Raw genomic sequence first — 13,612 nt, 5'->3', positions numbered from 1 at the left:
GGCCGTGTTCATCACACCGAACCGGGTGCTGCCCAAGAAGACTCTGCGCGATATGCGCAGGCGCACCGCGCAGGTGGCCGCGATCGCGGCCACAGTCCTACTCGGAGTGCTGCTGTTCATCGCCAGCTACGACTCGTTCCGCAATCTCGAGACGTCGTACCAGAGCACCTACCAGCGCCTGCATTTCGCCGATTTCACCGCTACCGGAGGCGATCCCGCACACCTCGCGGCCGCCGTCGCGGGAGCTCCGGGCGTCGCCCGGGTCGGCACGCGCACCCAGGCCGACGTGCCGTTCTCGATCGGCGACACCAAACTGCTCGGCCGGATCGTCGGGCTGCCGCAGCCGACCACCCCGAGTGTCAACGAGATCCAGCTGACCGCGGGCACCGCACCGGACCCCGCGCGGGCGGACGATATCGTGGTGGAGCAGCACGCCGCCGAGACGTTCGGACTGCGGCCCGGTAGCAGGTTCCAGATCTTCGACGGCAGCACCTGGCAGAGCGTCACCGTGTCCGGCGTCGCCCGCTCCGCCGAATACCTGTGGCCCGCGCGCGATCGGCAAGAGGTGCTGAGCGATCCGCACGCCTTCGCCGTCGCCTTCGCGGCCCAACCTGTCGCCGCGGCGCTGGCCGGACAGCCACGGCCGAACCAGACACTCGTCGAAATGGCCGGCACGGCAACGCAGTCCGACCGCGACGCAGTGGCGGACGCGTTACGTGCCGCGGGGGCGGTGGATCTCGTGCCGCAGGCCGAACAACCGTCCGACGCGACGCTGCACGAGGATCTCGACGGCTTCGCCGACCTCGCGGTGGGCTTTCCCGCGCTCTTCCTCGCGGCCGCCGCGGTGGCCGAGTACGTCTTGATCACGCGGCTGGTGCAGACGGAACGACCGATCATCGGCACGCTGCTGGCCATGGGCGCGCGGCGGCGCACCGTCGTCGGTCACTACGTGAGCTACGGCGTGGGCATCGCCGCGCTCGGCGCCGCGCTCGGTGTGCTCGGCGGTTTCGTCGCCACGTCGGCGGTCACCACCGTGTACACCTCGGCCATCGGTATCCCCGATACCGTGGTCGAGCACCGAATTCCCACTGCCCTGGTCGGATTCGCACTCGGAATACTCACCGGGCTCGTCGCCGGACTGGCACCGGCCGTTGCCGCCGCACGTATCGCACCCGCCGCGGCCATGCGTGGCGACGGCCTGCACCCGGGCACCGCGGGCCCGTTCAGCCGGTGGTCGGCCCGCCGGCATCGACTGCCGGTGGTCGCGCGCATGGCCCTGCGCGCACTGGCACGCGGCAGGCGGCGCACCCTCGCGACCATGACCGGCACGGTGCTGTCACTGGTCCTGATCCTGGCTTCGGTCGGCATGCTCACCAGCATGCGCACCGTACTCGACATCCAGTTCGAGCAGATCGAACGCGCCGACGCCACGGTGTATCTCGCTCCCGGCACTGCCGATCCGGCCGCACACCTGCGCGCGCTGCCCGGCGTCGCCGCCGCCGAGCCGACGACCGCCACACCGGTCACGGTCACCGCGGGCGACCGTTCCTACGCGACGACCCTGACCGGGCTGGCCCCGGACACCACCATGCGCGGCCTGCGCACCCCGGACGGCGGCACCCGGTCCCTGCCCGGCGACGGCGTGCTTGCGGGCGCGCCACTGGCGGACCGACTCGGCGTCGGGGTCGGCGACACCATCACCATCACCGCGGCACTGGGCACCCCGCACCCGCAACGGATCGCGGGCTTCGTCGACGAACCGCTGGGCACCTTCCTCTACGCCGACAATGCCGTAGCGGCACAGATCGGCGGAATCGGCCTGCACGGCTATCTGATTCGGTTCGGCCCCACGGCCGACCGGGATGCCTTGCGCGCCGAAATCACCTCGTTGCCCGGTGTGGTCACCTACACCGACACTGCTGCCCTGCAACACCAGGTCGACAAGTTCCTCGGTCTGTTCTGGGTCTTCGTCCTCGTGATGCTCGTGCTCGGGGCCGTGCTCGCGTGCACGGTCATCTACGTGACGATGACGGTGAACCTCGCCGAGCGCACCACCGAACTGGCCACCCTGCGGGCCGCGGGGGTACCGGTGCGCCGGCTCACCGCGGCGCTGGCGACGGAGAACCTGGCCGCGACACTGCTCGCGGTGCCCCTGGGGCTGCTCGCGGGAGTCTTTGCGGCGTGGGCGTTTCTGCGTTCGTTCAACAGCGACATGTTCAACCTGCGGCTATCGCTGGGGCCGGCGCCGCTGCTGCTCGCCGTCGCCGCGGTGCTGACCGCTGCCGTGCTCTCCCAGCTGCCCGCCGCCCGGCTCGTCGAGCGGATCGATATCGCGCGGGTGGTCCGGGAACGCGCGCGCTGAGCGGTCGGCGGGCACCGAGCCGGAAGCCTTGCCGCCGTGACCCCTTTCGCGCCCTGGCGCATCGGCGTCATATCCGCGCGCTCTCATTTCGCCTGCCAGGGCAAGGCGGTTTCGGTGACGTCTCAACAATAGACCGCATTGCCGGGCAATCGATTTCGGGTATCCGGCGGGAAAGTTCGGTGTACCGTTCCACGGACGTCCTACCATTTCCCCGGGGGAAGCTCGACGGACGATACGGTGGCGGCTCGCCGATGTTTTACTGTTTGTTTGGCAAGGAATTCCGATGGCGGATAATGAGATAGACCATTCGGCATCGACCCGGCAATTGCCGGGCGCATGGATAGCTACCGATTCGCGGCTGGCACTGGACGGCGGTATTCCCGTCCGCTCGGCGCCCTGGCCGACCTATGACCGAGGCGCCGTGTGCGTCTATCCCGAAGACGAGGCGGCGGCGCTGCGCGCCATTCGCAGCCACCTCTACTTCCGCTACGACTACCGGCCCGCGCACGAAACCGAGTGCGCCGGATTCGAAGCCGAACTCTGCCGCTATTTCGGCTGCAAGCACGCACTGGCCACCGCCAGCGGCACCACCGCGCTGGCCCTGGCGATCATGGCCGCGGGCATCCCGCCCGGCAGCCTGATCGCCTGTCCCGGATTCACTTTCGCGGCGACGCCGAGCGCCATTCTGCTCGCCGGATGCACGCCGTTCCTCGTCGATGTCGACGAGAATCTGCACCTGGACGTCGCCGATCTGCGGCGCCGGTGGACCCCGCAGGTGCGCGCGATCATGGTGGTGCACATGCGCGGTTTCGCCGGCGACATGGCGGCCCTGCTCGAATTCGCCGACGAAATGGGCGTGCCTGTGTTCGAGGACGCCGTGCCGGCGCTCGGCGCGGAATTGGCGGGCCGTAAGCTCGGCACCTTCGGTCTGGCGGGCGCGTTCAGCACCCAATCGGACAAGTCGCTCAACAGCGGCGAGGGCGGCTTTCTCGTCACCGACGACAGCGCGCTGTTCGCCCGCGCCACGGTGCTTTCCGGCGCCTACGAAGGTCGATTGCGCCGGCATTTCCCGGACGGCGAGCCACCGATCGCCACCGATTTGGACCTGCCGCTGCTCAGTTTCCGGATGGACGAGATCCGCGCCGCGCTGCTGCGGGCCGAGCTGGCGCGATTGCCGATACGACTGGCCGCGTTCCGGCGCAATTACGATCATGTCGCCGCGGCGCTGGCCGACGTCGACGGAATTCGGATCCGGCAACCGGTCGCGCCGGGCGCGTATCTCGGCGAGGCCTTCATCTTCCAGGTGCCGAGCGGGCGCGCGCAGTGGTTCGCGCGGGCGCTCTGCCACGAGGGCATCGAGGCGCGCAATCTCGGTTCCGACGCCGATCACAACATCCGGGCCTTCTGGAATTGGCGATTCCTGTTCCGCGGCATGACGACTGCCGCCATCCAAGCACTGCTGCCCGCGGCGACCCGCTATCTACAAGGGGCCGTTGATGTTCCGTTGTCCTCGACGCTGACGCCCGCGGATTGCGACGAACTCGTCACGGCGGTGCGCAAAGTCGCCGCCGCCGAACTCGGCACCGAAGAGGGCGCGGGCTCCGCGGCGGCCGGGCAGCGATGAGCGCCGAGGCGGGCGCGCTACCCCGGCTCGCCCTGGCCGGCGTGTTCGGCGGTCTGTTCTGCGGCTATCTCGGCCTGTCCGCGGCGATCCCGGTGCTGCCCGCGCACGTGCGGGATCAGTTCGGGGCGGGCGATCTCGCGGTGGGTCTCGCGGTCACCGCGACCGCGCTCACCGCGCTGCTCACCCGGCCGATCTTCGGTGGACTCGCTGATCGATACGGACATCGGTCCGTCATGCGCTGCGGCGCGCTCGCGATCGCGACGGGCGGCCTGCTGTACTTCCTCCCGGTCGGCCTTGCGGGCCTGATCGTGGTCCGGCTGCTGCTCGGCATCGGCGAGGCCGCCCTGTTCACCGCGGGCGCGGTCTGGACCGTGACGCTCGCCCCGCACCACCGCCGCGGCCAGGTGATCGGCCTGTACGGCATCGCCATGTGGGGCGGCATCTCGCTGGGCACCGCGCTCGGCGCGGTCTTGCGGCACTTCGGCATCGACGCGGTGTGGGCGTTCTGTGCCGCCGCACCGCTGCTCGGCGTGGTCCTGATCAGCACCGTCGCACCGCAGCCGCACGTCGCGGCGTCCAGTGGCCGCGGGCTGCTGCTGCGGCCCGCGGTGCTGCCCGGACTCGGCCTGGCATTGGGCGCCGCGGGTTATGTCGGCCTGGCCGCGTTCGTGATCAGCGGTCTGCAGGAACGCGGCATCGACGCGGGCGTCGTCGTGCTGAGCACCTTCAGCGCCGTGTACGCGGGCACCCGGTTGTTCATCGGGCATCTGCCGGATCAGCTGGGGCCGCGCCGGGTCGCATCCTGGTGTGGCGCAGGCGAAGCCGCGGGGCTGCTGATCATCGCGTGGGCGCCGAACCTGCCGGTCGCGGTGCTCGGCGCCGTGGTGATGGGCGTCGGATTCTCGCTCCTGCACCCCTCTTTGGCGCTGATGGTCATGAACAACACCGACAACACCAAGCAGGGCGCGGCACTCGGCGCCTACACCTCGTTCTGGGATCTGGGCCTGTTCGTCTGGGGGCCGGCGACCGGGGCCGTCGCGACCGGGTTCGGCTATCCCGCCGTCTTCGTGGTCGGCGCGGCCTGCGCGCTCGCGGCCTCGGTCCTGGCCATGACGATCCGGCAAGCGGTCACCACGGAGAAGGCAGTCGGCAGATGACGAACCATACCCCGCTGAAGGTCCTGTGCATCACCGGTTGGTGCCGTAACGGCAGCACCATCATCGGCAACATCCTGAACGAGATCCCCGGCTGCTTTCACGTCGGCGAACTGGCTTTCCTCTGGAAGAACGCAGCCGGGCGCGGCGTGAACCAGGAGTGCGGCTGCGGGCTCGAGCTCGTCGACTGCCCGATCTGGTCCACCGTCCTGCCGATCGGTCAGCCCGCCGATACGCCGTTCGCCGCGCACGCCGACACGGTCATCCGGCGTCAGCTCGGCAGCGTCCGGACCCGGCACACCTGGCAGGTCCTGGGCCGCGGCCTGCGCAGCGCGCCGCTGCGCGCCCACGCCACGCTGATGACCGAGGTCTATCACGCTGTCGCGGCCCGCACGAACGCCCGGGTGATCGTCGATACCAGCAAGATTCCCGGCGAGGCCGCCCTGCTGCCGTATCTCGACGGCATCACGCCGTACTACATCCATCTGGTGCGCGACCCGCGTGCGGTGGCCCAATCCTGGAGCAAGCCGAAGGAATACGTATACGCGATGTCGCCGGGCAAGAGCACCGGCTACTGGACCGGATTCAATCTCGCCACGCACGCGATCACCCGGCGCCATCCACAACGGTCCCTGTTCCTGCGCTACGAGGACTTCATCGCCGCGCCCGAACGGTCGATCGCCACGATGCTGGCGCACTGTGCGTGCGATCCCGCGGCGAACCCGGTCACCGATCGCACGGTCGAGTTGCACACCAATCACACGGTGACCGGGAACCCGGACCGCTTCCGCACCGGGGCCACCGTCATCCGTCCGTCCGACGATTCCTGGCGGTCCGGGTTGCCGAAGTCGGCCCAGCGCACCGTCGCCGCACTGTCCTGGCCGCTCGCGCGCCGCTACGGCTACGAGCTCGGCACCACGAAAGCGAAGGGGTAGTCATGGATCTCGGGCTCGAGCACAAGGTAGCGCTGGTCGCGGGCGGGTCGAGCGGTATCGGGCTGGCCATCGCGCGGGAACTGGCCGCCGAGGGCGCGCACGTCGCCATCGGCGCGCGCGACACCGCCCGGCTGGCCGCGGCGGAGCGAGCGATCAAGGAGGTTTCCCGGGCCCGGGTGCACGCCACCAGCGTGGACATCACCGACAGCGCGGCCACCCACCGCTGGATCGACGAGGTCGCCGCCGAATTCGGTGGGGTGCACGTCGTGGTGGTCAGCGGCGGCAGCCCGCCGACCGGGAACGCGGCGCGCTTCGCGCCGGCGGACTACCGTGCGGCGATCGACGGCGTGCTGATGCCCGCCGTGGACGTGGCACTCGCCGCCCTGCCGTATCTGCGCGACGCCCGTTGGGGCCGCGTGATTTTCGTGACCTCGGAGACCGCGAGCGTGCCGATCGGCGATCTGGCGCTGTCCGGTGTGACCAGGACGGCCATCGCCCGCTTCGCCCAGTCCCTGGCCGTCGAGGTGGGCCGCGACGGCGTGACGGTCAACGTACTGGCACCCAGCGCGACCCGCACGCCCCTGCTGGAACGCGTGGTGGCGCAACGCACCGACCGGATCGAAGCGGAGTTCGACACCCTCGGCAGGCACACCGCGATCGGGCGGATCGCCCTACCGGACGAAATGGCCGCCGTCGCCGCCTTTCTGGCGAGCACGCGGTCGTCCTATCTGACCGGCACGGTCCAACTCGTCGACGGTGGCGCGAGCCTGCTCGGCCCGAGTTGGTCGCACGCCGCCGAATCAGCGTGACCGGCACTGTCGCCGGCGACACCGAAGGAAGTAAGACATGCTGCACACAGATGGCGTGAAATCGACCCTGGCGCAGGTCGTCCGGGATCGCGCGCAGGAACTCTCCCCCGGACGGATGTTCGTGGAGTGCTGCGCCGAGCGGGGTCTGGACGCCGCGGTCGAATACGACGTGACGATCACCGACTCGCTGACCAGCTCGCGGCGCAAGCCGCGCCACCCCGCCCGCAATATGCTCAAAGCCATTGATCTGTCGCGTGATCCACGGCAGTACTACTGGCACGAAAGTCCGCCGGGCGCGGACGACGCCCCGATCGACGGCGCCGACGTCCGCCGGGAGCTGGCCAGCAGGTTCCACAAGTCACCGATCCCGGAACTGCTCCCCACCACCGCCTGGGTCCAGGTGCCGCCGCAGCTGTGGGAGGACCCCGACACGTTCGAATCCTTCATCAACTATCGCCTGATCGTGCGGCTGTGCACAGCGGAGAACTACACGATCATCGCGGGCGCGGGTGGCCTGCTCAACATTGCGGGCATCGAGCGGATGACCTCGGCCGGACCGTTCAGCTCGACGATCCTGCGCGCCTGCAACGAGATCGAGCAGATGGGCGGCACCGCGGACGGCATGATCATCAACCCGGTCGACTACTACCGCGCCATGGGCACCGGGACCCTGATGACCGTTCTGGAACAGAACGGCGTGTTCATCGTGCGCACCCGCTTGGTCGAGCCGGGCAGTGCCCTCGTCGGCGACTTCGGCCACGGCGCACAGCTTTTCGATGCCGGACGCTCGGTGATCCGGTTCGCCGAACCGCCACCGGGCACGTTCACCGAGCCCGGCGCGGCGGTGATGGCGCAGATCTATGAGCGGGTCGTGGTGAATCTGCCGACCAATTTCTTCCTCGTCACCGTGTAGGCGGCGTCGGTGTCCGAAGAGCAAACGCCGCCCGTGCGCGACGACCCGGACGTCGTGGTCGTCGGCGGCGGGGTCGCCGGATTGTTCTGCGCCTATCACCTGCGTCGCGCCGGTGCGGCGGTCACCGTGCTGGAACGCGGCGCGCTCGGCGGCCAGCAGTCGTGTTCCAGCGGCAACACGGGGTTCGTCGGCACGCACGGCGCCGCGCCCTTGGCGGAGCCGGGCATGCGCTCGTGGCGCTCGCTCGCCATGCTGCACCCGGACGCGCCGTTCCACGTGCGTCCGCGGGCGGACCGCGAATTGCTGCGCTGGCTCGGTCATTTCGGGCGAGCCTGCACACCGTCGGCCGCGGCGGCGGGATTTCGGATCCTGGCTGCGATGAAGCGCCGCAGCCTCGAAATCCTGCTCGAACTCTGCGAGTCCGACAGGATCGCAGACACGTTCGCCATGCCCGGCATCGTCTTGACTTACCGTAGCGCCCAGGGCTTTTCCGCCGCGCGGGCGGCCGTAGCCCGCACGGTGGCCAACGGGATCCCGTTGCGCGTCCTCGAACCGGGCGAGCTGGATGAACTGGAGCCGAAGACCCGGTTCACCGTCCGCGGTGCGCTGTACAACCCGGAGGGCGCGTACCTGCGGGTGCCGGAATTCGTGCTCGAGTTCGCTCGCCTGCTGCGCGCGCTCGGCGTCGAGATCCGCGAATACTCCGAGCTCACCGGCTGCACGATCACCGCGGGAAAGATCAGTCGGCTCAGCACAACTCACGGTGACCTCCGTCCCGGTGCGGTGGTCCTCACCGCGGGCGCCTGGTCGACCGAATGCGCGCGAATGGCCGGGGTCGAGCTGCCGCTGCAACCGATCAAGGGCTACAGCGTCACCGTGGACATGCCGCCGAGCGGGCCGAGCCGTCCCGTCCTGTTGAGCGAAGCGCGCGTAGCGCTGGTCCCGCTGGGCGATCGCCTGCGCATCGGCGGCACCCTCGAGCTGACCGGCATGCGCAACACCATCTCCGACCGCCGGGTGGCGCGCATGGTGCGCACCGTTCGCGACTACTTGCCCGACCTCGAACAGACGCACACCCACGAGACCTGGAGTGGTTTGCGCCCCAGCACACCCGACGGCGTGCCGGTCATCGGCCGGGCCGGGCCGGGCAACCTGATCATCGCCGCCGGATACGGCCATATCGGCATGGGGCTCGCGCCGGCCGGTGGTGAGCTGGTCGGGCACCTGCTCGCGGGCGAGACACCGGTCACCGATCCGGTTCCCGTGCGCCCGAGTCGTTTCGGCGGGCGCGATCGGCGGCCGACATGACCGCACACCCGAACACCAAGCGCGACATCACGATCGGCGTGCTGTGCCTCGACACCGCGTTCACCAAACTCCCCGGCCACATCCGCAATCCGTCGACTTTCGATTTCCCCGTCGTCTACCAGGTCGTGCACGGCGCGACACCGCAGCGGGTGGTGGCCGAGGCGGACCCCACGTTGCTCGCGCCGTTCGTCACCGCCGCAAAGGAACTCGAAGCCCGCGGCGTGGCCGCGATCACCAGCGGCTGCGGCTTTCTCGTCCTGTTCCAGCAACAGCTGGCCGATGCCGTGCGCGTCCCCCTGTACAGCTCGAGCCTCATCCAAGTGCCGATGGTGCGTCGCATGATCGCCGCGGACCGCGAGATCGGCGTCCTCGTCGCCAAACGGGACGCGCTGACCTGGCGGCATCTGCGCGCGATCGGCGCCGAGACGCTGCCGATCCGCGTCGCCGGAATGGACGCGCACCCCGAGTTCCGCGAGGTCGTGCTCGAGGGCCGCCGGACCGCGCTCGACGCCGACCGGCTCGGGCGTGAGGTGCTCGACGAGGTCGACCGCCTGGCCGCGGCGCATCCGGCGCTCGGCGCGCTGGTGATCGAATGCACCGACCTGGTGCCGTACGGGCACGCGATCCAGCGTCGTCTCGGCATCCCGGTGTTCGACATCGTCACACTCACCGAAATGGTGCATCGCAGCCTGTGCCACCGTCCTTTTCGCACCGGCCGGTAGTGGCCGGGCGCAGTCGTCGGCAGCGGGCTCAGCCGAGGGTACCCAGCCAGTCGACCACGGCTTCCTGGTGCGCGCGGGCCCCGCGCGCGATCACCAGCGCATGGCCCGCGTCCGGTAGCACGTAGGTCCGAAGTCGCGCCGCGGGTGCGAAATACGGCGCCTCGGCCGCGTACAGCGCCGCCGTGTCGGCACATACCGAACACAGCTTGTCCTCGCTGCCGTTGACGATCATCACCGGCACACCGATCCGGCGAGTCATCGGACCGACGGTGGTGACGAGGCCGGTGACCATCTCGGCGAGGGTGAACGTGTCCTTCACCTCCGCCTCATCGGCGGCCAGGACCGCCGGATCGGTGCCGGGGACCGCGAAACTCGCCGGCCGGGTGCCCGGGGCGGTGGTCAGATAGCCGGGATCGTGGCCGGCGAAGCGCGGGTCCGGGTCGGTGGCCACCGATCGGAACGTGAGCGCGGCGGCCATGGTGCCCAACGGATTCACCGAGTGCGAGTAGCCGGTCAGCAGCAGACCGTCCAGCTCTGCCCCGCCGACCGCCGCGAGCACCCCGATCCCGGAACTCAACGAGACGCCGCCGAACACCACCTTCCGAAACGGCGCGTGTCCCGCCATGCCGTCGCGGCGCAATCCCGCGATGATCCCGGTCACCGCGTCGGCCTCCCGGGGCGAGGTGACGCTGCCGCTCGGCGGGCGCGAGCTCCGGCCGGTGCCGAATCGGTCCACCGAGACGACCGCGTAGCCCGCGGCGTTCAGGGCGCGCCGGAAGCTGTATTTCTCGCCGGCCGCGGGCCAATCCCAGTACCGGGCATTGGTCGCCGCGCCGGGCAGCAAGACCAGCACGGTGTCGGTGGCTTGCGCCGGCAGGCACATTCGGGCACCCAGTTCCCCGTCGGGCACCCGCAGCAGCAAGTCCTGGCAGCGGCCCGGATCGGCCGGTGCAGCCTGTGCGATACCGGTCGAGGCCAGCACGGCGGCCACCGCTATCGCGACGGTTCCTCGCACGAAATTCATACTCGCGCACGCTATCCCACACCTCGGTCGCAGGGAAGCGGAAGAGTCGTCGTAATGACGCGAATGTCCTTGTCACGCCACCACTTTCCGTACTGGAACCGGTGACGGGTCAACTTTGGAACCCGGATATGGTTCCGAATTCCTTTGTCCGATAAAGCCACTCGCAGAGTTCCACCGGGACCACAACTAGCGGGCGATCTCGGCCACCAGGCGCCGCGCCCGCTCGGCCGCGTGCTGCTCGTTCGCGTAGAGCAGTCCGTAGGTGAAGCCGTTCTCACCGCCGGTCGTGCCCGCCGCCGTCGCGAGGCGCCACAGCAGTCCGGCCGAGACCACGCCGTCGTTGTGGTCGCCGAGCACGCGTTGGAGCTTCTTGTAGTACTTGATGTTCGACTTCGCGGCGGCGCGCCGATGCACCGGTGCGTGCACCTCGGCGGCATACCGAGCGCGCTTGGCGGCCTTGCGCGCCCGGTGCAGCGATTCGTCGCGCTGGTCGTCCAGCGCCACCGCGAGCCGCTGGTCGGCTTTGCGTGCTGCCCGGCCCGCGCGCCGCACCAGTTCGCCCTTGCGCACCCGAACCGCGAACGGCGGCTGCGACTTCCACGCCTGCAGCGCCGAGAGCAGCGCCAGATAGCGCGGGGAATCCAACGCCGCCGCGAGGGCGGCCCGGCGGGTCAGCTGCCGTTCGAGCAGGGTGGCATCGATCCGGCCGGCCACCGGGCCGAGCACGAGTTCCGGTGGCAGCTCCTCGATCTCGGCGGCCAGACGGGCCCGTTGCACCTGGCAGTCCCGCACCTCGCCGAGCAGTCCGGCATACCACTTCAATTCGTCGGCGATACCCTCGATCACCGGGCGGTTCAGCAGCTTTCCGAAGACGCGCAGCGTGCTACGCAGGCGCCGGGTCGCGACGCGGGTGTCGTGGATCGGATCGTCGCCACGGCGCAGCGCGAGGTCTCCGGCGAAGACGACATCGATCTGAGCGTTCAGGTACTCGTGGATCGCTCGCTCCGCTTTCGAACGTGCCCCGGTGGGTTCGTCCCGAGGTGGCACCACACGCGACAGTTTGGACGGATACTTCGACCGCGACGCGCCCGCCGCGGCCAGCCGGTCCAGCAGTGCGGCGGGCGCGGCGGCGGTACGCGGGCCGAGTTCGACCTCGATCTCCCGCCAGGCCAGGGCAGCCGCGGACCCGTCGCCCGGTGCGGTCCGCACGGTGTCGTCATCGACCTCGACGACGAGGTCGCCGTCCGGCCCGAACACCCGGTGCCGGTTGCGCAGAGTGTGAATCGTGGTGACCTCGTGCAGCCGCCGGCCGAGGGCGGCGCCGGTCACCACGTCGGCGAGTTCGTCCGGCAGCTCGTCGGACCACGCGGCGACCAGCTCCAGCCTGCCATCGTCGCGCGGGATCTTCAGTTGCCAGCCGGATTCGTCGGTGCCGGCCCGGCGCCGCAGCACCAGATCGTGGGCGAGCAGATCGCGGGCAGTGGTGTCGAAATAGGTACTGGTGAGCTCCACCGCCGTCGACTCGACCCGCCCGCCGGGCACCAGATCGTCGAGCGGTGGAAGGGCGAAGGCCCGGTCGACCTCCCATTTCGTTTCACGTTCGAGAGAGTCCTTCATCCTTGTGGCGTTCCCGGCGCACTGCGCGCCAAACGGACATCCGGCTCTGCGTGGGCGCCCTGTTTGTCTCCCTCCTCCCGGGGAACGTCCAGCTAGCCACCCATGACGGACGACCGAGGAGGTGCGCGGACATGCGGCTGCGACGCAGCACGCCGTACGGCCCCGGCATGCGCCGAGTGGCGCGCGGCCGTGGTTTCTCCTACGTGAGCACCGAGGGCGCCCGGGTCGTGGACGAGGCGGCACTGGAGCGCATTCGTGGCCTGGTCATACCGCCCGCCTGGCGCAAGGTGTGGATCTGCGCGCACGACAACGGGCACATCCAGGCGGTCGGGGTCGACGCCGCGGGCCGACGCCAGTACCTCTATCACGAGCAGTGGCGCAAGGAACGTGACGAAGAGAAGTTCGATCGCGTCCTCGACCTCGCCGCCGGACTACCGGAACTCCGCAGGCGCATCCACGCCGAACTGACCGAGCCGGGCCTGGGGCTGCGACGGGTGGCCGCGCTCGCGGTGACGCTGGTGGATCAGGGCGTATTCCGGGTCGGCGGTGAGGAATACGCGCAGGAGCACGGGACACGCGGGGTCGCGACCCTGCTGCGTGCGCAGGTTCGGCTCTCCGGTGCCGAGATGTCGTTCGACTATCCGGCGAAGGGCGGTATCCAGCGCCGGGTGCGGATTCGCGACGCCGACTCCGCGCGCGTCGTGCGATCGCTGCGCCGCTGCCGGCACGACTCGCCACGGCTGCTCGTCTACCGGAAAGGGTCGCGGTACTGCGAGCTGCATGCCGACGATATCAATGACCTGTTCCGGGAGTGGTCCGAAAGCGACTGCAGCGTAAAGGATCTGCGCACGTGGCACGGCACGGTACTGGCCGCGGCGGGCTTCGGCGCGGTCGAGCGGCCGGACTCGCAGCGCCGACGCAAAGCGGTGGAGCGCACGGTGATCGCCGATGTCGCTGCGGCGCTGGGCAATACCCCGGCCGTCGCCCGGGCGTCCTATGTGGATCCCCGCGTGCTGACCGCCTTCGAGCGCGGCGCGACGATCTCGGCCGCCTTACGCCGCGCGGCCCGCGGCGGTTCCGATGAGCAACGCCAGAACACGGTCGAGCGCGCGGTGATCCGCCTGCTGCGCACCACGAACTGAGG

11 protein-coding genes are annotated in these 13,612 nt (G+C 69.9%); 9 read left to right on the top strand and 2 right to left on the bottom strand.

The features are described from left to right. Window positions 1-4 precede the first annotated feature (4 nt). The 8 genes from NVU01S_RS00420 (at window position 5) to NVU01S_RS00385 (ending at window position 9,827) form a co-directional block, all read left to right on the top strand. Window positions 5-2,362, top strand: a complete 2,358-nt coding sequence (locus tag NVU01S_RS00420; RefSeq protein WP_043675219.1) for an FtsX-like permease family protein — start codon at window positions 5-7, stop codon at window positions 2,360-2,362. Window positions 2,363-2,645: 283 nt separating this feature from the next. Beyond that, window positions 2,646-3,986, top strand: coding sequence for a DegT/DnrJ/EryC1/StrS family aminotransferase (locus NVU01S_RS00415; RefSeq protein WP_043675222.1), 1,341 nt, complete (start codon window positions 2,646-2,648; stop codon window positions 3,984-3,986). Continuing rightward, complete coding sequence (locus NVU01S_RS00410; protein ID WP_043675225.1) at window positions 3,983-5,143, top strand: MFS transporter; 1,161 nt, start codon at window positions 3,983-3,985, stop codon at window positions 5,141-5,143. Before NVU01S_RS00415 ends, NVU01S_RS00410 begins: the two co-directional genes overlap by 4 nt. After that, the gene (locus NVU01S_RS00405; protein WP_043675229.1) at window positions 5,140-6,075 is read left to right on the top strand and encodes a sulfotransferase; all 936 of its coding nucleotides are present in this window, start codon (window positions 5,140-5,142) and stop codon (window positions 6,073-6,075) included. Before NVU01S_RS00410 ends, NVU01S_RS00405 begins: the two co-directional genes overlap by 4 nt. A gap of 2 nt (window positions 6,076-6,077) precedes the next feature. After that, window positions 6,078-6,884 (top strand): SDR family NAD(P)-dependent oxidoreductase, encoded by an 807-nt coding sequence (locus NVU01S_RS00400; RefSeq protein WP_043675232.1) that lies wholly within the window; start codon window positions 6,078-6,080, stop codon window positions 6,882-6,884. 37 nt (window positions 6,885-6,921) lie between these two features. Beyond that, window positions 6,922-7,797 (top strand): family 3 encapsulin nanocompartment shell protein, encoded by an 876-nt coding sequence (locus NVU01S_RS00395; RefSeq protein ID WP_043675235.1) that lies wholly within the window; start codon window positions 6,922-6,924, stop codon window positions 7,795-7,797. A 9-nt stretch (window positions 7,798-7,806) separates the two neighbouring features. After that, window positions 7,807-9,105, top strand: coding sequence for an NAD(P)/FAD-dependent oxidoreductase (locus tag NVU01S_RS00390; protein ID WP_043675238.1), 1,299 nt, complete (start codon window positions 7,807-7,809; stop codon window positions 9,103-9,105). Beyond that, window positions 9,102-9,827 carry an aspartate/glutamate racemase family protein gene (locus NVU01S_RS00385; RefSeq protein ID WP_043675241.1) on the top strand — a complete coding sequence of 242 codons (726 nt, stop codon included), beginning with the start codon at window positions 9,102-9,104 and terminating at the stop codon, window positions 9,825-9,827. Before NVU01S_RS00390 ends, NVU01S_RS00385 begins: the two co-directional genes overlap by 4 nt. Before the next feature lie 28 nt (window positions 9,828-9,855). On the opposite strand, the gene NVU01S_RS00380 is transcribed toward NVU01S_RS00385, so the two are convergent. Then, window positions 9,856-10,851: an alpha/beta hydrolase gene (locus NVU01S_RS00380; protein ID WP_043675244.1), complete on the bottom strand. Its 996-nt coding sequence runs from the start codon at window positions 10,849-10,851 to the stop codon at window positions 9,856-9,858. 186 nt (window positions 10,852-11,037) lie between these two features. Beyond that, complete coding sequence (locus NVU01S_RS00375) at window positions 11,038-12,468, bottom strand: CYTH and CHAD domain-containing protein (protein WP_043675247.1); 1,431 nt, start codon at window positions 12,466-12,468, stop codon at window positions 11,038-11,040. A 131-nt stretch (window positions 12,469-12,599) separates the two neighbouring features. On the opposite strand from NVU01S_RS00375, the gene NVU01S_RS00370 reads away from it, so the two are divergent. Continuing rightward, window positions 12,600-13,610: a DNA topoisomerase IB gene (locus NVU01S_RS00370; RefSeq protein ID WP_043675250.1), complete on the top strand. Its 1,011-nt coding sequence runs from the start codon at window positions 12,600-12,602 to the stop codon at window positions 13,608-13,610. Window positions 13,611-13,612: the final 2 nt, after the last annotated feature.

The organism is Nocardia vulneris, from assembly GCF_001613425.1.
Lineage (GTDB): Bacteria > Actinomycetota > Actinomycetes > Mycobacteriales > Mycobacteriaceae > Nocardia > Nocardia vulneris.
Note: the sequence above shows the minus strand (reverse complement) of the source record. Positions and strands in the feature narration are given on the sequence as shown.

What these genes read in the sequence shown, in the direction of transcription:
- NVU01S_RS00415 (WP_043675222.1), top strand. Translation starts at nt 2,646, where the DNA reads ATGGCGGATAATGAGATAGACCATTCGGCATCGACCCGGCAATTGCCG.
- NVU01S_RS00410 (WP_043675225.1), top strand. Translation starts at nt 3,983, where the DNA reads ATGAGCGCCGAGGCGGGCGCGCTACCCCGGCTCGCCCTGGCCGGCGTG.
- NVU01S_RS00405 (WP_043675229.1), top strand. Translation starts at nt 5,140, where the DNA reads ATGACGAACCATACCCCGCTGAAGGTCCTGTGCATCACCGGTTGGTGC.
- NVU01S_RS00400 (WP_043675232.1), top strand. Translation starts at nt 6,078, where the DNA reads ATGGATCTCGGGCTCGAGCACAAGGTAGCGCTGGTCGCGGGCGGGTCG.
- NVU01S_RS00395 (WP_043675235.1), top strand. Translation starts at nt 6,922, where the DNA reads ATGCTGCACACAGATGGCGTGAAATCGACCCTGGCGCAGGTCGTCCGG.
- NVU01S_RS00385 (WP_043675241.1), top strand. Translation starts at nt 9,102, where the DNA reads ATGACCGCACACCCGAACACCAAGCGCGACATCACGATCGGCGTGCTG.
- NVU01S_RS00380 (WP_043675244.1), bottom strand. Translation starts at nt 10,851, where the DNA reads ATGAATTTCGTGCGAGGAACCGTCGCGATAGCGGTGGCCGCCGTGCTG.
- NVU01S_RS00375 (WP_043675247.1), bottom strand. Translation starts at nt 12,468, where the DNA reads ATGAAGGACTCTCTCGAACGTGAAACGAAATGGGAGGTCGACCGGGCC.
- NVU01S_RS00370 (WP_043675250.1), top strand. Translation starts at nt 12,600, where the DNA reads ATGCGGCTGCGACGCAGCACGCCGTACGGCCCCGGCATGCGCCGAGTG.